This window comes from Sphingomonas sp. 35-24ZXX, assembly GCF_000786215.1.
GTDB lineage: Bacteria > Pseudomonadota > Alphaproteobacteria > Sphingomonadales > Sphingomonadaceae > Blastomonas.
In genome coordinates this window covers 389957-406061 of sequence record NZ_JROG01000004.1, presented here as the reverse complement: position 1 = coordinate 406061, position 16105 = coordinate 389957, and the positions used below count along the sequence as shown (strand labels likewise).

Genomic DNA, 16105 nt, shown 5'->3' with positions numbered 1-16105 from the left:
CGGGTTGGGCTAGTCTGAAAGCAAGAGGTCTGCCCCGCCTACTCCCCGCTCTCCTCGGTCCCGGCCGTGCCGAGCGAACGATCAACCAGCCCGCTCGCCATCATCCACCAGAACAATAGCACGCCGGGCAGAGCCGCGAGTGTCGTCACCAGATAGAAATTGGCAAAGCCCAGCTGCTCGATCATCCCGCCCGCCAGCGTGCCTGTCAGGAACCGCCCGGTAATGCTCGCAGCCGCCGACAGCAGTGCGAACTGCGTCGCGGTGAACTCCAGGTTGCACAAGGCCGAGAGATACGCGACCACGCACACCCCGCCGATGCCGCTGGCGAAATTCTCGAAGCCCATCGCGCCTGCCATCGCCCACGTGCTGTGACCGACCGATGCAAGCCCGGCGAAGGCAAGGTTGGACACCGCCATCAGGACGAGGCTGATCAGCACCGATCGCTTCATGCCCAGCCTGGCGTAAAGGATGCCGCCAACAAAGATGCCCGCGAGCAGCGCCCAGAAGCCGAGGCCCACGTCGTAGATCGCCAGCTCGTCATTGGTGAAGCCCAGATCCTCGAACAGCAGCCGCAATGTCAGGTTGGCGAGCGTGTCGCCGATCTTGTGGACCAGCACGAACAGCAGCACGACCAGCGCGCCCGAGCGCTTGAAGAACTCGGCGAGCGGGCTGACATAGGCGATCGCGGCGGCAACTGGCCCCTTCAGGGGCTTGGGTTCCTGGCGGCGGGCAGGCTCGCCCATCACCAGCCCGGTGATCACCGCAAACAGGCCGAAGAACGACACGGCGATATAGGCGGTGGTCCAGTCGGCGCGTGCCGCCACGATCAGCGCCACCGATCCTGCCAGCGCAGCACCGATGCGCCAGCCATACTGGCTCATGCCCGATCCCACGCCCAGCTGGTGCGGCTCGAGCAGTTCGATGCGATAGGCGTCGATGACGATATCGAAGGTCGCGCCGGCCACCCCGACCAGGATCGCCGCGATCGCGACGCTGGCAATGTCCGCTTCAGGATCAGCAAGCCCCAGGTTCATGATCGCGACCATCACCAGCACCGCGCACAGGATCAGCCATGATACGCGCTGGCCGATGCGGCCGAGCAAGGGCAGCTTCACCGCATCGATGATCGGCGCCCAGAGCCATTTGAAATTATAGGCCAGGAACGTGAGGGCAAACGCGGTGACGGTCGACTTCTCGATCCCCGATTGCGCCAGCCGGGTCGAAAGCGTCGCGGCGATCATCGCGAACGGGAAGCCCGACGACATGCCCAGAAACAGCGCAGCCAGCGGCGCCGCTTCGGTATAGGGCCTGAGGCCTGCGGGAAGCGACGCGCGCCAGCCCGTGACTTCGGGCGATACCCCGGCAGCGTGATCAGTCATCCAGCAAACTTCCCTTCCCGTGTCCCTGGGCGGGAAACTAGCGGCATCGACGATTTACGCCAGAGGGATTTGCAACGGATGGACGGCCTCAGATCACCGCCGATCCGATCACCGGGCCGCCAGCACCCTGGCGGACGATCAGCGCATGCCGATCCGCCCCCGGCGCGGCGAGCTGGGTTGCGCGCAGCGTGATCGTCTGCTTGCCACCCTTCCAGCGGCCCAGCACCGTTTCGTCGATCACGACATTGGTATAGCTGACCGTACGCCCGCCGTTTTCACCGCGCCCGATGCGCACCGTCTCGTTGGCCGACAGTGCGACCAAGATCACATCGGCACCCTGCCCGGCCTTGCCCTGCAGTTCCACGCTGCGGCCGCCATCGGCGGTGCGCGAGACACGGACCGCAACGCCGCTGGCCTTGCGCACCGTGCCAGCGCGCGCGATCAGCTGGCGCGCCTTGGCTTCCTGCGAACCGACGCCCTGCGTCCGCCCATCGATGACGAGCTGCGGGGTGTAGATGTTCGCGCCGCCAAAGGCGGTATCGCCATATTGGCGCTGCAGCCGGGTGTTGCTCTCACGCCCCAGACTGTCCTTCCAGCCCAGCCGGTCCCAATAGGTCACCGGGCGGCTGATCACCAGGATGCCGGGATCGCGCGCCAGCCGCGCCGCGACCGCATCGGCAGGCGGGCAGGACGAGCATCCCTGGCTGGTGAACAGCTCTGCCACCACCGGCCCTGCGGCGGCGACGGGGCGCGGTCGCAACGCTTTACCGCCAGGCTCTGCCACCGCCTGCGCTGGTGCGGCCACACCGGGAAGGCCATGGACCAATCCAAGGCCTGCAAGGCCCGCCAGGGCAAGCACGGGAATCCACATTCTGGTCATCGTCTGTCTTTCACACGCGCACCATGCGCCTATGGGGAACCGTTCGGCCAGACAGGGCGACAGGTTACGCCGTCGTGTCGATCAGGCCGCGGAATACAGGTTCAAGGGCTTGGGCATCGCCTTGGGTGTCTGGCCGCGGATCATCAGATCGACCGCATGGATCGCCTTGACGAGCTCCGCAGCGCTATAGGGCTTGATCAGGCAGCCGATAGCATATTGCCGGGCATGGCCGGGGCATGTGCCAGTGGCGAACAGCACGGGGATATCGCGCTCGCTGGCGACCCGCGCGACCTCGACGCCGCTGCCGCCGCGCGACAGATTGACATCGGCCAGCACCAGATGGATCGGCTCGCGATGCAGCACGGCAATCGCCTCTGCTTCGGTGTCCACTGTCGCCACCACGCGATAGCCCGCATCGACCACCCGCAGTTCGTTGTCGAACGCCACCAGCGGCTCATCCTCGACGATGAGAATGCTTTCGATCGACCGGGTGAACCGCGAAAACAGCATGAGCGGCCTTTCTGACAGGGCGGGAGGGGCAATCTTAACTACGCGGCAGTGATTTCTTGCGTTCCCGCACGGCATCTTCGCGGTTATAGCAGCCCGCATGCCCCCCCGGAAACCGAAATTCGATCCGCTTGCTGAAAGCGAAACGCCGCCCGAACCTGTCGTGCGCAAGACCTCTGCTCTGGGCGAAGGCCAGCGCATCGCCAAGCTGCTGGCGCGCGCCGGCATCGCCAGCCGGCGCGAGATCGAGCGGATGATCGAGGGCGGCCGTGTGGCGCGCGATGGCGTGGCGATCACCACGCCTGCGACGGTGTTGACCAGCCTGCATGGCATCACCGTCGACGGCAAGGCGGTCAGCGAGCCAGCGCCGGCCAAGCTGTGGCGCTTCCACAAGCCTGCCGGGCTGCTGACGGCGGCGCGCGACTTTACCGGACGCTCGACGATCTACGATCACCTTGCTCGCGTCGCGCCCGATGCGCCGCGGATGATGCCCGTCGGGCGGCTCGACCTCAATACCGAGGGGCTGCTGCTGATGACCAACGATGGCGAGTTGAAGCGCCAGATGGAGCTTCCCGCCACCGGGGTGGAGCGCACCTATCGCGCCCGCGCGTTTGGCGAGGTCAGCCAGACGCAGCTCGAAGACCTGATCCACGGCATCACCATCGAAGGCATCCGCTACGGCAAGATCGACGCCAATCTGGAACGCCGCACCGGGCGCAACGGCTGGATCGAGATGACGCTGACCGAAGGCAAGAACCGCGAGGTCCGCCGCGTGCTCGAGCATCTGGGCCTCAAGGTTTCGCGCCTCATCCGCACCCGCTATGGCCCCTTCCTGCTCGACGGGCTTGAGCCCGGCGCGATCGAGGAAGTGCGCCGGCATGATGTGGTGACGTTCAGGAAGACGCTGAAATGAAGGTGAAAAGGTAAGATGCTGCGGATCATTGCCGGAGAGTGGCGCGGTCGCAAGCTCAAGGCTCCGGTGGGAGACACCACCCGCCCGACCGCCGACCGCACCCGCGAAACCCTGTTCTCGATGCTGACCAGCCGCCTGGGGTCGTTCGAGGAACTGAGCGTGCTCGACCTGTTTGCAGGCTCGGGCGCGCTGGGGCTGGAAGCCCTGTCGCGCGGCGCGGCGCGCTGTGTGTTTGTCGAGCAGGACCGGCCCGCGATCGATACGTTGCGCGCCAATATCCGCTCGCTCGAGGCTGATGCCCGCGCCGAGATCCGCCCCAGCTCCGCGCTGGCGCTGGGCCCCGCGCTCAAGCCGTTCGATGTCGTGCTGATCGACCCGCCCTATGGCACCGGGGCGGGCGCGGTTGCGCTCGACAAGCTGAAGCGCCTGGGCTGGTTCGCGCCCTCGACCTGGATCAGCGTGGAGACGGGTAAGAGCGAGAAGCTGGAGGTCGAGGGCTTCGACATTGACGCCGAGCGCGTGGTCGGCAAGGCCAGGCTCACGTTATTGCGGCTGGCGGGCGATGTGATAGACTGACGTCCATGGTAAAATACTCGCCCATCGAATCCGAATTCGCCTCATCCGAGGAAGAGGCGGCCTATGATGCCTGGTTCCGCGCCAAGGTGGAGCGCGCGCTGCAGTCGACCGGGCCCTTCATCCCGCATGAAGAGGTCATGAGGCAGATGCGCGAAATCATCAGCAAACATGAAACCCCTGAATCTGATCTGGACTGAGGCGGCGCTCGCCGATCTTCGGAACATATCGGAATACATTGCGTCACGGAATGTGCGCGCCGCAAGAAAGCTGGAAGACGCTATCGTGGCCTGTGCAGACCGCCTGCCCCAGCATCCGCTCATGTACAGGACTGGACGGGTCAGTGGAACGCGGGAAGCCATCGTCCACCCTAACTACCTCATCATCTATCGCGTGACTGAGGATGCAGTGATCGTGGTCGCTGTAATGCACGCCCGCCAGCAATATCCCTGACGGCTAACCCGCAGCCCGTCCCCGCTGCGCCCACAGGCCTGCAAAGCTGATCAGCCCTGCCGCTGCCAGATACAGCCCCACCGCATCCGCGCCGCCTCGGTCCGCAAGCGCCTGCGCTGCGATCGGGGCGAGCGCGCCGCCGATGATGCCGCCGCCGTTGAACGCCACCGACGCCCCGGTATAGCGCACCCGTGCCGGGAACTGCTGCGGCAGCCAGGCACCCAGCGGGCCGTAGACAAAGCCCATCACCAGCAGCGCGACCGAGAGCGCCACCCAGGACAGCCACAGCGAGCCCGAGCCCAGCAGCGGCCCGAACATCAGGCCGACGCCCACCGTCGCCGCACAGCCGATCATCAGCACTCGCCCGCTGCTGGTCGCATCCGAGCGATAGCCGGATATCACGATGCCCAGCGCCAGAAACAGGATCGCGCCCAGCTGGACGATCAGGAAGCTGGTGCGGTCATGCCCCAGCGCGGTGGTGGCATAGCCCAGAGCGAAGGCGGTCGAGAGATAGAAGATGGCAAAGCACGCCACCACCGCGAAGGTCCCGGCCAGCGTGGCGCGAAGGTGATGGCGCAGCAGCTCTGCTACCGGCACCGGCGCAGGCCTGTCTCGCTCCAGCACCGCGGCAAAATCCGGAGTCTCGCTGATCTTCAGCCGCACCCACAGGCCCAGCCCGACCAGAATTCCGCTGGCGAGGAACGGGATGCGCCAGCCCCAGGCGACAAACTGCGCCTCGGTCAGCCCCAGCCCGAGCAGCAGGAACAGACCGTTGGCGGCGATGAACCCCACCGGCGCGCCCAGTTGCGGCGCCATGCCGAAGCGCGTCGCCCAGCCCGGCGGTGCATTCTCGACCGCCAGCAATGCCGCGCCGCCCCATTCGCCGCCCAGACCGAAGCCTTGGCCAAAGCGCAGGATGCACAGCAGCAGCGGCGCGACCCAGCCCACCATCTGATAGGTCGGCAGGAACGCGATCAGCAAGGTGGAGCCCCCCATCAGCAGCAGCGAGGCGACCAGAGTGGACTTGCGCCCGATCCGGTCGCCGAAATGCCCGAAGGCGATCGCACCCACCGGCCGAGCAAAAAATGCGAGGCCAAAGCTCATGTAGCTCAGCAGCAACTGCGCCGACGCGCTTTCGGACGGGAAGAACAGCGGCCCGAACACCAGGGCTGCGGCCGTCGCGTAGATATAGAAATCGTAGAACTCCACCGCCGTGCCGACCAGCGAGGCGGTGAGCACGCGCGCATGGGTGCGATATGGATGCATAGTCTCTCCCCGGGACCGCCAGAGGGTTAGCGTGCGTGCCCCCTTTGGCAAGCGAAAGCCGCGCCTGCTGCGACGGACAGACCGCATGGCAAAAGGGGCCGCGGTTGCCCGCAGCCCCTTTTGCGTATTCGGGGAAGAAGAAGAAGAAGAGGAAGGAAGGTCAGGAAGAAATCAGGCGGCGATGACCTCGCCATCGGCTTCCGGATCCCGCAGCACATAGCCGCGGCCCCAGACGGTCTCGATATAGTTCTCGCCCCCGCAGGCCAGCGCCAGTTTCTTGCGCAGCTTGCAGATGAAGACGTCGATGATCTTGAGTTCGGGCTCGTCCATGCCGCCATAAAGGTGGTTCAGGAACATTTCCTTGGTCAGCGTGGTGCCCTTGCGGAGCGAGAGCAGCTCCAGCATCGCATATTCCTTGCCGGTCAGGTGAACGCGGGCGCTGTCGACTTCAACGGTCTTGGCATCGAGGTTCACCGCCAGCTTGCCGGTGCGGATCACGCTTTGCGAATGGCCCTTCGAGCGGCGGACCACGGCGTGGATGCGCGCCACCAGTTCCTCGCGGTGGAACGGCTTGGTGACATAGTCATCGGCACCGAAGCCGAACGAGCGCACCTTGCTGTCCATTTCGGAAATGCCCGAGAGGATCAGCACCGGCGTCTGCACCTTGGCAACCCGCAGCTTCTTCAGCACGTCATAGCCGTGCATGTCCGGCAGATTCAGGTCGAGCAGGATGATGTCGTAATCATACAGCTTGCCCAGATCCAGGCCCTCTTCGCCGAGGTCCGTGGTATAGACATTGAAACCTTCGGTGGTGAGCATAAGCTCAATCGCCTTGGCCGTGGTCGGTTCATCTTCGATCAAAAGCACCCGCATGTGCAGCCCCTTTTTGCCCGTGCCATCGGCACCGTTCAGTCATCTGGACCCAAGAACGGATCGACGAGGAAAACATTAACCATAAAAGTTTTGGGGGCAAAAGGTTAATTTTGGGTAAACCGGCCTGACTCCACGAGTCGCGCGGGCACGCGCAGCGGCCGGAGGACGGAAAAGACTCCGTTTTCCGTCGCTTGCAGGCGACATATCGGTTCGTCGCTTTTGTCCATCTATCGGCAATTGGTTTCCAATTTCGTAACGCCGCACCAACAAATGTTACTCTGCGTGCAATCCCTTGCGCAGCCAGGCAATCAGCGCCTCTACCCGCGCAGGGCGATGCGGCGAGGGCGGCGTGACGATGCTGAGCGTGGAAGGCTCGAACCGCCAATCCGGCAGCAACCGCACCAATCTGCCGGTCATCAGGCCATCTTCGCAAAAGAAATCGGGCAATGCGGCAATGCACTGGCCATCGAACACGGCCGGCAGCGCGGCATCGGCATTGTTGACGATCAGTGCCGGGGCGGGCCGCGCGAGCACGCGGGTGCCATCGGGCCCGATCAGCGGCCACACCCCGGGCTGCGATGAATTGGCGTAATGCACTGCCTTGTGCGCGTCGAGATCGGCAGGATGCTGCGGCGTGCCGTGCCGCGCGCAATATTCGGGCGAGGCGATGATGTACATGCGCACCGGGCGCAGCCGGATCGCCCGCAGGCTGCTGTCGGGCAGCACGGCGATCCGCAGCGCGAGGTCGAAGCCCTCCTCCACCAGATCGACCCGCGCATCGGACAGGTGCATGTCGATGAGGATGCCCGGATGCAGCGCCATGAACTGCGCCACCAGCGGCGCGACCGCGCGCAGGCCGAAGCTCATCGGCACCGCGATGCGGACCGTGCCGGACAGCAGCACCGCCTCGTCGCGCGCGGCTTCGACCGCCGCCTCGCCGTCCATCCGGATGCGCCGGGCATGATCGACCAGCGATCGTCCCGCGGCCGACAGCGACAGCCGCCGCGAGGTGCGGTGGAACAGCACGGTGCCAAGCTCCGCCTCCAGCCGCGATACCGCCTTCGACACCTTGGCCTTCGACAGGCTGAGCGCCTCGGCAGCCGCCGTGAAGCTGCCGGTATCGGCCACGGCGGCGAAAACCGCCCAGGCCTCGAAATCGGGTAAACGCATTTCCTGAAACAATCCTTTTCCAAACTGGCTATTTTGGAAACGATACACCAGGGCTAACTGTTGCTCAAGCCAAGGCACCCGGCATCGCCGGACGCCAGCAAGGAGCAAGTGACATGATCGAGAAGCGCGATTTTTCCACCCTGGGCCATGCCAATCACGGTTGGCTCAATGCCCGCCACCATTTTTCCTTCGGTGGCTATCATGATCCCGCCCGCATGGGCTGGGGCGCCCTGCGCGTCTGGAATGACGACGAGATCGCTCCGAAGAGCGGGTTCCCTACCCATCCGCACCGCGACATGGAAATCATCACCTATGTCCGCACCGGGGCGATCACCCATCGTGACAGCCTGGGCAACGAAGGCCGCACCGAAGCGGGCGACGTTCAGGTGATGAGCGCGGGAACCGGTGTGGCGCACAGCGAGTTCAACCTGGAGAGCGAGGAAACCCGGCTGTTCCAGATCTGGATCATCCCCGATGCTCCGGGCGGTGCACCGCGCTGGGACGCCAAGCAGTTCCCCAAGGGAGAGCGCAGCGGCAAGCTGGAGGTTCTGGCCAGCGGACGCGACGAGGATATCATGGCGGGTGCCCTGATGATCCGCGCCGATGCCCGCCTGTCCGGCGCGACGCTCGCCGCTGGTGACAGCATCACCCACCGCATCACCGATGGCATGTCGGCCTATCTGGTGGTGTCGGCGGGCAGTGTGACGGTGAACGGGGTCGAGATCGGCCCGCGCGATGCCGCCGCGATCACCCGCGAGACCGAGATCACCATCTCGGCCAACGAAGACTCCGAGTTCCTGATCGCGGAAACCCGGACCTGACAATCCCCCGCCCCGCCGCTTTCCCCCTTCCGGCGGCGGGGCACCCCCTTTGACCCGAACCGACAAGGAGACCCACCATGACCAAAGTTCTCGTGCTCTATTATTCGACCTATGGCCATATCGAAGCGATGGCCGACGCTGTGGCCGAAGGCGCGCGCCAGGAAGGCGCCGAGGTGACGATCAAGCGCGTCCCCGAAACCGTGCCCGACGACATCGCCCGCGCGAACCACTTCAAGCTCGACCAGGCTGCCGACATCGCCACGCCCGAAGAGCTTGCCGACTATGACGCGATCGTCGTCGGCACCGGCACCCGCTTTGGCCGCATGTCGAGCCAGATGGCGGCCTTCTGGGATCGCACCGGCGGCCTGTGGGCCAAGGGCGCGCTGGTCGGCAAGGTCGGCGCATCGTTCACCGCGACCGCCAGTCAGCACGGGGGCCAGGAGACGACGCATTTCTCGATCCTGACCAACCTGCTGCATCATGGCCTGACCATCGTCGGCCTCGACTATGGCTTCGGCGCACAGACCAGCAATGACGAGGTCATCGGCGGATCGCCTTATGGCGCCAGCACGATTGCCGGTGGCGACGGATCGCGCCAGCCGCATGCCATCGATCTGGACGGCGCGCGCTATCTGGGTGCCAAGGTTGCCCGCACCGCCGCCAAACTGACCGCCTGACCCCCTCCCCGCCCGCTCGGGAGCCACCGCCCGCACCCCCGACTTTGGGGGATTGCGGGCGGTTCGGTATCGACCTAGCGTCGAGCCATCGGGAGGGGAGCATCGATGGTCGCGCGTTTCGCAAGCCGCATAGGCTTGATCTTGGCTGTTTTTCTGGCCTGTTCCACCACCGCCAAGGCCGCCTGGCTTGAGGCATCCAGCCCCAATTTCGTGGTCTATGCCGAGCAGAGCGAAAAGCAGGTGCGCGCCTTCAGCGACATGCTGGAACGCTATCGCTCGGCCATGCGCGCGGTCTACAAGCTGCCCGATGAGCCGACATCCCCTTCCAACCGGCTGACCGTGTTCGTGGTGCGGGATGCCAATCAGGTGCGCAAGCTGCTGGGCGAAGGCAGCCGCTTCACCCAGGGCTTCTATCAGTCGCGCGCCGGCGGATCGGTGGCGTTCATTCCCCGCGTGGATGGCAGCAACCAGAGCGAGCGCGTCACCGAAGGCGAGCTCGTGCTGCTGCACGAATACGCACACCACTTCATGTACTCGCTCTTTTCCGGCTCGCCGCCCTTGTGGTTTTCGGAAGGCTTTGCCGAGTTCTACGCGACCGCCAAGTTCGAGAGTGACGGCGGGGTCGGCCTGGGCCTGCCTGCCAACCACCGCGCGGCCGAACTGGTCTATGCCAAGGACGTGCCGCTCGCGATGCTGCTGAACACACGCAAGTACCGTGAGAACGCGTCCCGCCGCTATGACGCCTTCTATGGCCGCAGCTGGCTGCTGTTCCATTACATGATGCTGTCGGGAAAGCGCCCCGGGCAGTTGAACGATTACATGACCCGGCTGAGCCAGGGCGAAGGCGAAGATGCCGCCGCAACCGGGGCCTTTGGTGACCTGGCGGCGCTGGACAAGGAGCTTGAGCGCTACATGATGTCGCGCAAGATGAGCTACATGAACCTGGGCGCGAACCGGATCACCGCCGCCGAGGTCCGCATCCGGCCCTTGCGCAAGGGCGAAGCTGCCATCCTGCCGATCATGATGCGCTCGAAGCGCGGCGTGAACGAGGAACAGGCGGCGCTGGTGGTCGAGGAAGCCCGCACGATCGCGGCTGCCTATCCCGACGATCCGTTCGTCATGGCGGCGCTGGCCGAAGCGGAATATGATGCGGGCCAGGATGATGCCGCGCTGGCTGCAGCGGACAAGGCAATCGCCGCCGACCCCCAGGCGATCAACGCCTATATCCAGAAAATCTATGCGATGTTCCGCAAGGCCGGGGACGACGAGGCGCTGTGGCCCAAGGTCCGCGCCGCGATTGCGGCGGCCAACCGGGTCGAGAACGACAATCCCATTCCCTTGAGCTATTTCTACCGCAGCTATGCCGCCGAGGGTAAAGCCCCGCCGCCGATCGCAGTCCAGGGGTTGCAAAAGGCGCTGATGCTGGCCCCCTATGACACCGGGCTGCGGCTGACGCTGGGTCAGCACCAGATCCGGACCGGCAGCCTGGAGCAGGCCCGCAAGACGCTGTCACCGCTGATCAATCATCCGCACGACACGGGTCTGGCCGAATTTGCCCGCAAGCTGATCGATGCCGAGCCTGCGCGATCCGCCAAGGATGATGCATCGAACGACGATACGTGACACAGTCCGCCTCCCGTTCAAGGAGGTTGCGATGCGATATACCCGTTCCCGGTTCCTGGCCCTGCTCGTGGCAGGCGCACTGGCCCCCGGCATGCCTGCGCTCGCGCAGGACGCCCTGCGCCCGGGCTTTCATGCCGGCACCGTCATCCCCGCTTTCGGGCCGGTCGCGACCGTCGAGGGTCACAGCCCGATCCCGGCGGCAGCGACCTTCAGCATCGCCTACGACGTCAGCGAACCGGGCAAGCCCGGCAGCATCAACCGCTCGATCGAAACGGCCGCGCGTTTCATCAACATGCATGTCGAGGCCGGCGTGCCGCGGGACGCGATCAGGCTGGCGGTGGTGGTCCATGGCCAGGCCGCGTTCGACCTCACCGATGCTGCAGCCTATGCCGCCAAGCATGACGGTGCGGCCAATGCCAATCTTGCGGCGATTGCCACGCTGCTGCAGCACGATGTCCAGTTCATCCTCTGCGGCCAGAGCGCAGCCGCGCTGGGCATCCAGCGCGAAAGCCTGGCTCCGGGGGTGCAGATGGCGCTGTCGGCGATGACCGCGCATGCCCTGCTCCAGCAACAGGGCTACACCCTCAACCCCTTCTGATCCGCCGCGACACGAGCGGATACAAAAACCCCGCCGGAATCGCTTCCGGCGGGGTTTTGCGTTTGTCGCGATGAGCGCCCCCCGGAACAGGTCCGGGGATGCCCAGGCTTATTCCGCGTCGGTATCGACGACTTCGGGCTCGGCGGCCACAGGAGCCGGGGCGGGAGCCGCCGCGACTTCGTTGGCCGCTGCCATCGCCTTCTGCAGCGCGCGCTGCTGCGCACGCAGCGCAGCATCGCGGCTGTTCGCGGCGATCCGGATGCGGCTCATGCCGGCACCGGTACCCGCCGGGATCAGACGTCCGACGATCACGTTTTCCTTCAGGCCGATCAGCGAGTCACGCTTGCCTTCGACCGCCGCCTGAGTGAGCACCCGGGTGGTTTCCTGGAACGACGCAGCCGAGATGAACGAACGGGTCTGCAGCGATGCCTTGGTGATGCCCAGCAGCACCGGCTTGCCTTCCGCCGGCTTCTTGCCCGGCGCAAGACGCGCGTTGTACTCGTTCATTTCCTCGCCATCGAGCTGTTCACCCGGCAGCAGCGTGGTATCGCCGCCATCGGTGATCTCGACCTTCTGCAGCATCTGGCGAACGATCACCTCGATGTGCTTGTCGTTGATCTTCACGCCCTGCAGACGATAGACCTCCTGGATTTCGCTGACCAGATATTCGGCCAGCGCTTCCACGCCAAGCACTTCCAGGATGTCATGCGGGTCGGGCGAACCTGAGATCAGGTTGTCGCCCTTCTTCACATAGTCGCCTTCCTGGACGTCGATGACCTTCGACTTGGGCACCAGATACTCGACCGGTTCACCCTCTTCCGGGTGGATCGCGATCTTGCGCTTGGCCTTGTAGTCACGGACGAACTCGATGCGGCCCGAGACCTTGGCGATGATCGCGTTGTCCTTGGGCTTGCGCGCCTCGAACAGCTCGGCCACGCGCGGCAGACCGCCGGTGATGTCGCGGGTCTTGGCGGCTTCGCGGCTGACGCGGGCAAGAACATCGCCGGCTTCGACCTTCTGGCCATCCTCGACCGAGAGCATCGCACCCACTGCCAGCATATAGCGCGCAGCTTCGCCCGAATCCTCGTCCAGCAGGGTGAGGCGGGGACGCAGATCTTCCTTGGACTTCGCCTTGAGCGAACCACGGAATTCCACGACCACGCGCTGTGCGATACCGGTGGCATCATCGGTCTGCTCGATCAGCGTCTTGCCGTCGATCAGGTCCTGATACTTCACGATACCACCCTTTTCGGTGATCACCGGCATGGTGAACGGATCCCATTCGGCAATCCGGTCGCCCAGGCTGACAGGTCCATTGTCGTCGACCAGCAGCACGGTGCCGTACGGGATGCGATGGACCGCACGTTCGCGGCCTTCCTTGTCGACAATCGCGATTTCGCCGTTGCGGGCGAGCGACAGGCGCTGTCCGCGCTTGTTCACGATGGTCGGGATATCCCGGTACTGCAGCGTGCCATCGGCCACCGCTTCGAGGTTCGACTGCTCGTTGAGCTGCGCCGCGCCGCCGATGTGGAAGGTCCGCATCGTCAGCTGGGTGCCCGGCTCACCGATCGACTGTGCAGCGATCACGCCGACAGCTTCACCGATGTTCACCGGCGTACCGCGAGCAAGGTCACGGCCGTAGCACTTGCCGCACACGCCCATGGTCGCTTCGCAGATCAGCGGCGAGCGGATGCGTGCCGCCTGGATGCCCAGAGCTTCGATCGCGGCCACGGCGGCTTCGTCGAGCAGGGTATCCTTGGGAACGACGATCTCGCCGGTCTTCACGTCGGAGATATCCTCGGCCAGGGTACGGCCCAGGATACGCTCTGCCAGCGAAGCGATGACGCTGCCGCCCTGCACGATCGCGCGCATTTCCAGCGCCCGCTCGGTACCGCAATCTTCCTGCACGATGACGCAATCCTGGCTGACATCGACCAGACGGCGGGTCAGGTAACCCGAGTTTGCCGTCTTGAGCGCGGTGTCGGCCAGACCCTTGCGGGCGCCGTGGGTCGAGTTGAAGTATTCAAGAACGGTCAGACCTTCCTTGAAGTTCGAGATGATCGGCGTTTCGATGATCTCGCCCGACGGCTTGGCCATCAGACCACGCATACCGGCAAGCTGCTTCATCTGCGCTGGCGAACCACGCGCGCCCGAGTGGCTCATCATGTAGATCGAGTTGACCGGAGCTTCGCGGCCATGCTCGTCCTTCGGCGTCGCCTTGATCTCTTCCATCATGGCGTTGGCCACCTGGTCGCCGCAACGGCTCCAGGCGTCGATCACCTTGTTGTACTTTTCCTGCTGGGTGATCAGACCATCCTGATACTGCTGCTCATAGTCGGCGACCAAAGCGCGGGTCTCGTCGACCAGACGCTCCTTGCTGTCCGGAATGATCATGTCGTCCTTGCCGAACGAGATGCCGGCACGGCAGGCATGACGGAAGCCCAGACCCATGATCGCATCGGCAAACAGGACGGTGTCCTTCTGGCCGGTGTGACGATAGACCTGATCGATCACGTCACCGATTTCCTTCTTGGTGAGAAGGCGGTTGACGACATCGAAGGGCACCTTGTGGCTCTTGGGCAGGCACTCGCCGATCAGCATGCGGCCCGGCGTGGTGTTGTACCGCTTCAGATACTGGTTGCCCTGTTCGTCGGTCTGCGGAACGCGGGCGACGATCTTGGTGTGGAGCGTCACCGCGCCCACCTCGAGCGCCTGATGCACTTCGGCGATGTCGGCCATCAGCATGCCTTCGCCCGGCTCGCCTTCGCGATCCATCGAAAGGTAATACAGACCCAGGACCATGTCCTGCGAAGGAACGATGATCGGCTTGCCGTTGGCGGGCGAGAGGATGTTGTTGGTCGACATCATCAGCACGCGCGCTTCCAGCTGCGCTTCGAGCGACAGCGGAACGTGGACGGCCATCTGGTCACCGTCGAAGTCGGCGTTGAAGGCCGAGCAGACCAGCGGGTGCAGCTGGATCGCCTTGCCTTCGATCAGCACGGGTTCGAACGCCTGGATGCCCAGACGGTGAAGCGTCGGCGCACGGTTGAGCATCACGGGGTGCTCGCGGATCACCTCGTCGAGGATGTCCCAGACTTCCTTGCGCTCCTTCTCGACCCACTTCTTCGCCTGCTTCAGGGTCATCGACAGACCCTTGGCATCGAGACGCGCGTAGATGAACGGCTTGAACAGCTCGAGCGCCATCTTCTTGGGCAGGCCGCACTGGTGCAGCTTGAGTTCGGGACCGGTCACGATGACCGAACGGCCCGAATAGTCGACGCGCTTGCCGAGCAGGTTCTGACGGAAGCGGCCCTGCTTGCCCTTGAGCATGTCGGACAGCGACTTCAGCGGACGCTTGTTGGCACCGGTGATGATGCGGCCGCGACGACCGTTGTCGAACAGCGCGTCGACAGCTTCCTGCAGCATGCGCTTTTCGTTGCGGACGATGATGTCCGGCGCGCGCAGCTCCATCAGCCGCTTCAGGCGGTTGTTGCGGTTGATCACGCGGCGATACAGGTCGTTCAAGTCCGAGGTCGCGAAGCGGCCACCGTCCAGCGGCACCAGCGGGCGCAGCTCGGGCGGGATCACGGGGATGACTTCCAGGATCATCCACTCAGGCCGGTTGCCGGAATCGATGAACGATTCCACGACCTTCAGGCGCTTGATGATCTTCTTGGGCTTCAGTTCCGACTTGGTCGTCTCAAGTTCCTGCAGCAGATCGGCACGCTCGGCTTCGAGGTCGAGATCCATCAGCATCTGGCGCACGGCTTCTGCACCGATGCCGGCGGAGAACGCGTCTTCGCCGAACTCGTCCTGCGCGTCGAGCAGCTCGTCTTCGGTCAGCAGCTGATACTTTTCCAGGCTGGTGAGGCCCGGCTCGATGACGACATAGCTTTCGAAATACAGCACGCGCTCAAGCTGCTTGAGCTGCATGTCGAGCAGCAGGCCGATGCGCGAGGGCAGCGACTTCAGGAACCAGATGTGCGCGACCGGAGCGGCGAGCTCGATATGACCCATGCGCTCGCGGCGCACCTTGGTCACGGTGACTTCAACGCCGCACTTTTCGCAGACGATGCCCTTGTACTTCATGCGCTTGTACTTGCCGCACAGGCATTCGTAATCCTTCACCGGACCGAAGATGCGCGCGCAGAACAGGCCGTCACGCTCGGGCTTGAACGTGCGATAGTTGATGGTTTCGGGCTTCTTGATCTCGCCGAAGGACCACGAGCGGATGCGCTCGGGCGAGGCCAGACCGATCTGGATCTCGTCGAAGGTTTCCGGCTTCACGGCGGGATTGTTGAATTTGGTCAGTTCGTTCATTTTTTTCGCCTTCCGAGCCCCTCACCTTTGAAAGGAGGGGTTGGGGTGGGGA

General features: G+C 64.5%; 15 protein-coding genes. 8 read left to right on the top strand and 7 right to left on the bottom strand.

What is annotated here, in order from left to right:
* Positions 1 to 38: 38 nt before the first annotated feature.
* The 3 genes from LI72_RS10080 to LI72_RS10070 form a co-directional block, all read right to left on the bottom strand.
* Complete coding sequence (locus LI72_RS10080; protein WP_033925743.1) at positions 39 to 1379, bottom strand: AmpG family muropeptide MFS transporter; 1341 nt, start codon at positions 1377 to 1379, stop codon at positions 39 to 41.
* A gap of 88 nt (positions 1380 to 1467) precedes the next feature.
* Positions 1468 to 2259: a DUF1223 domain-containing protein gene (locus tag LI72_RS10075; RefSeq protein WP_081984830.1), complete on the bottom strand. Its 792-nt coding sequence runs from the start codon at positions 2257 to 2259 to the stop codon at positions 1468 to 1470.
* A gap of 81 nt (positions 2260 to 2340) precedes the next feature.
* Entirely contained in the window at positions 2341 to 2769 is a 429-nt protein-coding gene (locus LI72_RS10070) for a response regulator (protein ID WP_033925742.1), read from the bottom strand.
* A gap of 97 nt (positions 2770 to 2866) precedes the next feature.
* Between LI72_RS10070 and LI72_RS10065 the strand changes: the two genes are divergently transcribed.
* Genes LI72_RS10065 through LI72_RS10050 form a run of 4 tightly spaced genes read left to right on the top strand, consistent with a single transcriptional unit; the run spans position 2867 to position 4705 of the window.
* A complete protein-coding gene (locus LI72_RS10065) occupies positions 2867 to 3679 on the top strand; it encodes a pseudouridine synthase (RefSeq protein WP_033925741.1) in 813 nt (270 codons plus the stop codon).
* A 15-nt stretch (positions 3680 to 3694) separates the two neighbouring features.
* A complete protein-coding gene (gene rsmD, locus LI72_RS10060) occupies positions 3695 to 4255 on the top strand; it encodes a 16S rRNA (guanine(966)-N(2))-methyltransferase RsmD (RefSeq protein ID WP_197051870.1) in 561 nt (186 codons plus the stop codon).
* A gap of 5 nt (positions 4256 to 4260) precedes the next feature.
* On the top strand, positions 4261 to 4452 hold the full coding sequence (relB, locus tag LI72_RS10055) for a type II toxin-antitoxin system RelB family antitoxin (RefSeq protein WP_033925740.1): 192 nt from the start codon (positions 4261 to 4263) through the stop codon (positions 4450 to 4452).
* Complete coding sequence (locus LI72_RS10050; RefSeq protein ID WP_033925739.1) at positions 4424 to 4705, top strand: type II toxin-antitoxin system RelE/ParE family toxin; 282 nt, start codon at positions 4424 to 4426, stop codon at positions 4703 to 4705. The genes relB and LI72_RS10050 overlap by 29 nt, the downstream gene beginning before the upstream one ends.
* A 3-nt stretch (positions 4706 to 4708) precedes the next feature.
* On the opposite strand, the gene LI72_RS10045 is transcribed toward LI72_RS10050, so the two are convergent.
* From LI72_RS10045 to LI72_RS10035, 3 genes are all read right to left on the bottom strand, one after another.
* Positions 4709 to 5971 carry an MFS transporter gene (locus LI72_RS10045; RefSeq protein WP_033925738.1) on the bottom strand — a complete coding sequence of 421 codons (1263 nt, stop codon included), beginning with the start codon at positions 5969 to 5971 and terminating at the stop codon, positions 4709 to 4711.
* Positions 5972 to 6142: 171 nt separating this feature from the next.
* Positions 6143 to 6844: a response regulator transcription factor CtrA gene (ctrA, locus tag LI72_RS10040; RefSeq protein WP_017672249.1), complete on the bottom strand. Its 702-nt coding sequence runs from the start codon at positions 6842 to 6844 to the stop codon at positions 6143 to 6145.
* A gap of 273 nt (positions 6845 to 7117) precedes the next feature.
* A complete protein-coding gene (locus LI72_RS10035) occupies positions 7118 to 8014 on the bottom strand; it encodes a LysR family transcriptional regulator (protein ID WP_033925737.1) in 897 nt (298 codons plus the stop codon).
* 113 nt (positions 8015 to 8127) lie between these two features.
* On the opposite strand from LI72_RS10035, the gene LI72_RS10030 reads away from it, so the two are divergent.
* The 4 genes from LI72_RS10030 to LI72_RS10015 all read left to right on the top strand — a co-directional run bounded on the left by LI72_RS10030 (position 8128) and on the right by LI72_RS10015 (position 11733).
* Positions 8128 to 8835 (top strand): pirin family protein, encoded by a 708-nt coding sequence (locus tag LI72_RS10030; protein WP_033925736.1) that lies wholly within the window; start codon positions 8128 to 8130, stop codon positions 8833 to 8835.
* A 77-nt stretch (positions 8836 to 8912) separates the two neighbouring features.
* The gene (gene wrbA, locus LI72_RS10025; RefSeq protein WP_033925735.1) at positions 8913 to 9512 is read left to right on the top strand and encodes an NAD(P)H:quinone oxidoreductase; all 600 of its coding nucleotides are present in this window, start codon (positions 8913 to 8915) and stop codon (positions 9510 to 9512) included.
* Between the two features lie 141 nt (positions 9513 to 9653).
* Positions 9654 to 11135, top strand: coding sequence for a hypothetical protein (locus tag LI72_RS10020; protein ID WP_156139572.1), 1482 nt, complete (start codon positions 9654 to 9656; stop codon positions 11133 to 11135).
* 31 nt (positions 11136 to 11166) lie between these two features.
* Positions 11167 to 11733: a DsrE family protein gene (locus LI72_RS10015; RefSeq protein ID WP_033925733.1), complete on the top strand. Its 567-nt coding sequence runs from the start codon at positions 11167 to 11169 to the stop codon at positions 11731 to 11733.
* A gap of 108 nt (positions 11734 to 11841) precedes the next feature.
* Here the strand turns inward: LI72_RS10015 and rpoC are convergent, their stop codons facing one another.
* The gene (gene rpoC, locus LI72_RS10010; protein WP_033925732.1) at positions 11842 to 16053 is read right to left on the bottom strand and encodes a DNA-directed RNA polymerase subunit beta'; all 4212 of its coding nucleotides are present in this window, start codon (positions 16051 to 16053) and stop codon (positions 11842 to 11844) included.
* Between the last annotated feature and the right edge of the window lie 52 nt (positions 16054 to 16105).